Genomic DNA, 6,541 nt, shown 5'->3' on the forward strand with positions numbered 1-6,541 from the left:
CCCCCTTACCGCCACCACCGCCGGAGAACCCACCGCCGCCCCACTTGCCATAATTGCGTCCAGCACCGACGAACGTGAAACGTCCGGTTTCAGGATCATGCCATGGATTGAACTTGAGTTCGATCCCATGAGGTCCTTGTGCCGAGGGCAACCTGCCGGTCCGCAACCATATTGAAAAGGCGCGGCGCCGTTCGTTTTCCGATATGTCGATCATGCTGCCCCCGCTATCCGCGCGGCGAGAACATTTGAGCAACATTATCCAACATGTCAAGTTGACGTTCGGCTGGCGCCGTGCTCACCATCTCGCTGAGGTGCCCAGCTTTGTCCGCTATGGGATGCAGTTTCACGAGAGTGGTGCCGCTTACAGGACTCGAACCTGTGACCCCATCATTACGAATGATGTGCTCTACCAGCTGAGCTAAAGCGGCCAACGAACCGCCCGGGGGCGTCGTGGAGGGCGCGCTTAACAGGTGATCGGGAGGCTGGCAAGCGTCGTGCGCCTTTACGCCGCGTTTACTATGCGCGGTGCACATGTCGGTCTGGACAGGGCAATCGGATGCCCTCCACCGGGACGACGACGATGGACACCGCGCGCGGCTATGACGATCCCCGCCACGACGATGGCGAGCCGACCCATGGCGGGGTGGGCGAGGCGGAGCTGGCGATCGGCGGCGACGAGCGCCGCATGCACGTGCGCGCCTACAACCATTGGGTGTCGCTGCTGCGCGACCGGCCCTATCCCGCGATCGCGGATCTGGAGCCGGAGAGCATCGCCGATTTCGGGCCGAACAGCGTGCTGCTCGATTTCAGCGGCGGGCTCGACAATCCCTCGATCCAGTTCATCGGCAAGGCGCTGCGCGACGAATGCGGGGTCGACGGGCCGCTGGCGCGGATCAGCGACGTGCCCGCGCGCTCGCTGCTGTCGCGGCTGACCGACCATTATCTGCAGATCATCGCCAATCGCGCGCCGATCGGGTTCGAGGCGGAGTTCATCGGCGCGCGGGGGCACACGACACTGTACCGCGGCATCCTGATGCCCTTTTCCTCGGATGCGGAAACGATCGACTTCATCTACGGCGTCATCAACTGGCGCGAGATGATCGCCGCCGACGATCAGGCCGCACTGGATGCCGAACTGGCCGCCGCGGTGCGCGGGCCGCGCCACGATCCGGTGCCCGCGCCGTCGCGCGCCTGGGCCGACGGGCCGAGCGCGGGAACGCAGGACGAAGGCGAGGCGACCGATTCGCTCGACGACCGGCTGGCCGCCGCGCGCGACAGCGCCGCCTCCGCGCGCGCCGCCGCGACGCGCAGCCATGCCGCCTTGTACCGCGCGCTGGGCCGCGCGCACGATTTCGCGCTCGCCGCCGCGCAGGACGGCGAGCGGCTGGCCGCGATGCTGGAAGATGCCGGGATCAAGGCACAGCCGCGCGCGCCGATGACCGCTATCGCCAAGCTGGTGTTCGGCGCCGATCACGACAAGACGCGGCTGACCGAGGTCGCGACCGTGCTTTCCTATGCCCAGCGGATCGGCGTGCCCGAAGGCGGGCTGGCGCGCGTGCTGGAAGCGGCCGAGGGCGGGATCAAGCGCATTGTCGCCGACGAACGCGCCGCGCGCCGCCCCGCCCCCGCTCCGCGCCAGCCCGCCGCGCCGCTGGCGGAGCGCGCGACGCTGGCCGAGGTCGCGATCGATTGCGGGCTGGAGGACGGCGCGCCCGTCGTGCTGCTGGGCCGCGTCACCGCGGGCGGCATCGCAGTGGTCGGCACGATCGCGGACGATGCGAAGCTGGCCGACCGGGTGCTGCGCCGGCTCGGCTGACGCGATGTAATATTGCGGTGCAGCAAGCCTTGAGCCGGTAACGCGGCGGGCGCATAGCCCGCTTCATGGTCGAAAAGTCTCTCAAGATACTGTCGCGCGCGCTGGCGGAGCGGCTCACTCATCGCGCCCTGCCCGGCGAGCTGATCGGCTTCGGCGAGGACCAGCAGGCGGAGGCCGCCGAATTCCTGGCGCAGACCGCCGCCGAGCGCGCGCCCGGCACCCCCGCGATCGCGCTGGAGGCGTTGCCAGGCGACGGCACGCGGCGGCGGATGCGGCTGGCGATCGTCAACGACGACATGCCCTTCCTGGTCGATTCGGTCGCCGCGGCGATCGGCGACCGCGACATTGCGGTCGATCGCGTCATCCACCCGGTGATCCGCGTCACCCGCGACGCCGCCGGCCGGCTGACGGGGATCGAGGACGACGGCGGCGCACACGAATCGATGATCTACATCGAGCTGGAGCGCGTCGACGCCAAGGACCGCCGCGCGCTGACCGAGGAGATCGAGCGGCTGCTGGCGGACGTGCGCGTCGCGGTGGCCGACTGGCGCGCGATGCAGGCGCGGCTGGCCGCCGATGCCGGGATGCTCGACGATACCGGCGGCGATGCGGAGGGGGCCAGCCTGCTGCGCTGGTTCCTGGACCGGCATTTCACGCTGCTGGGCCACGAACGCTGGCATGTCGACGGCCATGCCGATGCGGAAACGCCGCTGGGGATTATGCGCCACGACCATGCGGTGCCGATCCTGGCCGACCGCTCGCGCCGGCTGGCGATCGATTATTTCGTCGCGGGCAATGCCGCGCCGCTGCTGCTGAAGTCGAGCCTGATCTCCCCCGTCCACCGCCGCGTGCCGCTGGACCTGGTGGTGGTGCCGGTGCTGACCGGGGGCACGGTGACGGGCCTGTCGATCCACGCCGGACTGTGGACGTCTGCCGCGCTCAACGCGCCGCCGCGCAGCGTGCCGGTGCTGCGCCAGCGGCTGGCGGCGAGCGAGCAGAAGTTCGGCTTCGACCCGACCGGCCACACCGGCAAGGCGCTGACCCATGCCATCGCCACGCTGCCGCATGACGTGATGGTCGCGGTCGGCGCCGCGGCGATGGAGGAGCTGGCGCTCACCGCGATGAGCCTGGCCGACCGCCCGCGCCCCAAGCTGGTGCTCACCCCCTCCCCGCTCGGCCGGCACCTCTATGCCTTCGTGTGGCTGCCGCGTGACGAGCTGACCACCGCGCGCCGCACCGCCATCGCGCAGATGCTGGCGGAGGCCGCCAACGGCCAGCTGCTCAACTGGGCGACCAGCGTCGACGACGGGCGCATCGCGCTGGTCCGCTACACGATCGACCTGCGCGGCCCCGGCCGCCTGCCGGACGCCACCACGCTCGACGACCAGCTGGAGAAGATGGTGCGCGGCTGGGCGCCCTCGATCGAGGCGGCGCTGGCGGACGAGGTCGGGCCGGCGCGCGCCGCGCGGCTCGCGCTGCGCCACGCCGCCGCCTTCCCGGCGCGCTACCGCACCGGCGCCACCGCGGACGAGGCGGCGCGCGACATCGTCTCGATCGCGCAGCTGGAGGGCGATGCCGACCGCGAGGTGCGCTTCACCAGCGGCGGCGACGGGATGCTCCACCTCAAGGTGTATCGCCAGGGCGGCGCGCTCGCGCTGTCCGATGCGGTCCCCGCGCTGGAGCATTTCGGCTTCCGCGTGATCGAGGAGGTGCCGACCTCGCTCAGCGACGAGGAACGCTCCTCGATCCACGATTTCACGCTGGAAACCGCGGCGGACATTCCCGCCGTGCTCGCCGCCGCCGACACGCTGCGCGAGGCGATCGCGCAGGTGCTGGAGGGCCGTGCCGAGGACGACCTGTTCAACCGCCTGATGCTGGAGGCGGGGCTGGCCCCGTCGGCGGTGGTGCTGTTCCGCGCGTGGTTCCGCTACCTCCGGCAGGCGGGGATGAGCTACGGCATCGCCAATGTCGTCGACACGCTGGCGCGCAACCCGGCGGTGACGCAGGCGCTGGTCGACCGCTTCACCGCGCGCCACGATCCCGCCGCCACAGGCGATGCCGATGCCGCGGACGCCGCGATCGCCGCCGGGCTGGATGCGATCACCGGGATCGACGACGATCGCATCCTGCGCGCCTTCCGCGCGGTGATCGACGCGACGCTGCGCACCAATGCCTTCACCCCCGCGGCCGCGGAGGCGCTGGCGTTCAAGCTGGACAGCGCGAAGATTCCCGGCCTGCCCGCCCCGCTGCCGTGGCGCGAGATCTGGGTCTATTCGCCCCGCGTGGAGGGCATCCACCTGCGCGCCGGCCCGGTCGCGCGCGGCGGCCTGCGCTGGTCGGACCGGCGCGACGATTTCCGTACCGAGATCCTGGGCCTGATGAAGGCGCAGCGGGTGAAGAACGCGGTCATCGTCCCCACCGGCGCGAAGGGCGGCTTCTATGCCAAGCAGCTGCCCAGCCCGTCGAACCGCGACGCCTGGCTGGCGGAGGGGACGGAGGCGTATCGCATCTTCATCCGCACGCTGCTGTCGATCACCGACAATATCGTCGGCGGCAAGGTGGTGCACCCGGACGGCGTCGCGATCCACGACGGCGAGGATCCCTATTTCGTCGTCGCCGCGGACAAGGGCACCGCGACCTTCTCCGACGTCGCCAACGCGATCGCGCTCGAACGCGGCTTCTGGCTGGGCGACGCCTTCGCCTCGGGCGGGTCGCAGGGCTATGACCACAAGGCGATGGGCATCACCGCCAAGGGCGCGTGGGTGTCGGTCCAGCGCCACTTCGCCGAACGCGGGGTGGATGTGCAGACCCAGCCGATCCGCGTCGTCGGCTGCGGCGACATGTCGGGCGACGTGTTCGGCAACGGGATGCTGCTGTCGAAGGCGATCAGGCTGGTCGCCGCGTTCGACCACCGCCACATCTTCCTCGATCCCGCGCCCGATGCGGCGACCAGCTGGGACGAGCGCGCGCGGCTGTTCGCGCTGCCGCGCTCCAGCTGGCTCGATTACGATCGCTCGCTGATCTCGCCCGGCGGCGGGGTGTTCGCGCGCGACATGAAGTCGATCCCGCTCTCGCCGGAGATCAGGGCCGCGCTCGACATCCAGGCCGAGGCGCTGGAACCGACGCAGCTGATCGCCGCGATCCTCAAAAGCCCGGTCGACCTGATCTGGTTCGGCGGCATCGGCACCTATGTGAAGGCGGCGGCGGAAAACAACGCCACCGTCGGCGATCCCGCCAACGACCGCCTGCGCGTCGATGCCGAGGATCTGCGCGCGGTCGCCATCGGCGAGGGCGCGAACCTCGGCGTCACCCAGGCCGCGCGCATCGCCTTCGCCGCCGCCGGGGGCCGGATCAACACCGACTTCATCGACAATTCGGCCGGCGTCGATTGTTCGGACAATGAGGTGAACATCAAGATCGCGCTCAACCGCGAGATGATCGAAGGGCGCCTCGCGTTCGAGGATCGCAACGCGCTGCTCGGCAGCATGACCGACGATGTCGCGCATCTGGTGCTGGAGGATAACCGGCTCCAGACGCTGGCGCTGTCGATCGCCGAGCGCGACGGCGCGCAGGGGCTGCCCAGCTACGTCCGCCTGATCGAGGTGTTCGAGGATGCCGGCCGGCTCGACCGCCGGGTCGAGGGGCTGGGCAGCAACGTCGACCTGTTGCGCCGCGTCGGCGACGGTCGCGGGCTGACCCGCCCCGAACTGGCGGTGCTGCTGGCGACCGCGAAGCTGGCGTTGCAGGACGAACTGGAACGCTCGCCGCTGGGCAGCGACCCCGCGCTGCTCCCCGACCTGCATGCCGCCTTCCCCACCGCGATGCGCGAGCGCTTCGCCAAGGCGATCGACGACCACCGGCTGCGCGGCGAGATCGTCGCGACGAAGCTGGCCAACCGCATCGTCAACCGGATCGGCATCCTCCACCCGTTCGAACTGGCGGAGGAGGAAGGCGCCGCGCTGGCGGATATCGCCGCGATGTTCGTCGTCGTCGAACGCCAGTTCGGCCTTGCCGCGCTGTGGCAGGCGATCGAAACCGCCGCGATGCCCGAAAGCGGGCGGCTGGCGCTGTTCGATCAGGTCGCGGTCGCGGTGCGCTCGCACATCGCCGACCTGTTGCGCGCCACCATCTCGGGCACCGCGCCCTCCGACGCGCTGGATCGCCTGTCGAAGGGGGTGGCGCGGCTCGACGCCGCCGCCGACGAACTGCTGATGGACGAGGCGCGCGCCCACAGCCGCCGCATCGCCGACATGCTCGAACAGGCCGGCGCGCCGGCGGACCTCACCGCGCGCGTCGTGCGGTTGTTTCAGCTGGACGGCGCGATCGGGCTGGCGGACCTCGGCCATCGCACGAAGGTGGACGAAACCAAGCTGGCGCAGGCCTTCACCCGGCTGGGTCAGGCACTGGGGCTGGACTGGGCGCAGGGCGCGGCGATGCGCATCACCTCCAGCGATCCGTGGGAACGCCTGCTGATCGCCGGGCTGGCGCGCGATTTCCAGCAGCTGCGGCTCGACTTCCTGCACCGCGGCGGGAAGACCGATCCGCAGGAGCTGGTCGACCGCTGGCTGGCCGCCAATACCGCGCGCATCGGCCAGTTCCGCGCCGTCATCGACCGCGCCCGCAACGCCGCCGCCCCCAACGCCGCGATGCTCGCCCAGATCGCCGGCCAGGCGCGCGTCCTGCTGGGGCGGTGACACGATCGGGGCGGGGTAGCCCGAGCCACCC

2 protein-coding genes, 1 tRNA gene and 1 pseudogene are annotated in these 6,541 nt (G+C 70.7%); 2 read left to right on the forward strand and 2 right to left on the reverse strand.

Going from position 1 to position 6,541, the window contains the following annotated elements; genetic code table 11:
* Positions 1 to 214: pseudogene (locus tag AX685_RS23045) on the reverse strand (hypothetical protein); the annotation flags it as partial.
* A gap of 138 nt (positions 215 to 352) precedes the next feature.
* Positions 353 to 428, reverse strand: a tRNA-Thr gene (locus AX685_RS04025).
* A 152-nt stretch (positions 429 to 580) separates the two neighbouring features.
* On the opposite strand from AX685_RS04025, the gene AX685_RS04030 reads away from it, so the two are divergent.
* Positions 581 to 1,816: a hypothetical protein gene (locus AX685_RS04030; protein WP_066485677.1), complete on the forward strand. Its 1,236-nt coding sequence runs from the start codon at positions 581 to 583 to the stop codon at positions 1,814 to 1,816.
* A 65-nt stretch (positions 1,817 to 1,881) separates the two neighbouring features.
* Positions 1,882 to 6,510, forward strand: coding sequence for an NAD-glutamate dehydrogenase (locus tag AX685_RS04035; protein WP_066485676.1), 4,629 nt, complete (start codon positions 1,882 to 1,884; stop codon positions 6,508 to 6,510).
* Positions 6,511 to 6,541 lie beyond the last annotated feature (31 nt).

Source organism: Sphingomonas sp. CCH9-F2 (assembly GCF_001556735.1).
In the GTDB taxonomy this organism is placed as follows: domain Bacteria; phylum Pseudomonadota; class Alphaproteobacteria; order Sphingomonadales; family Sphingomonadaceae; genus Sphingomonas; species Sphingomonas ginsenosidimutans.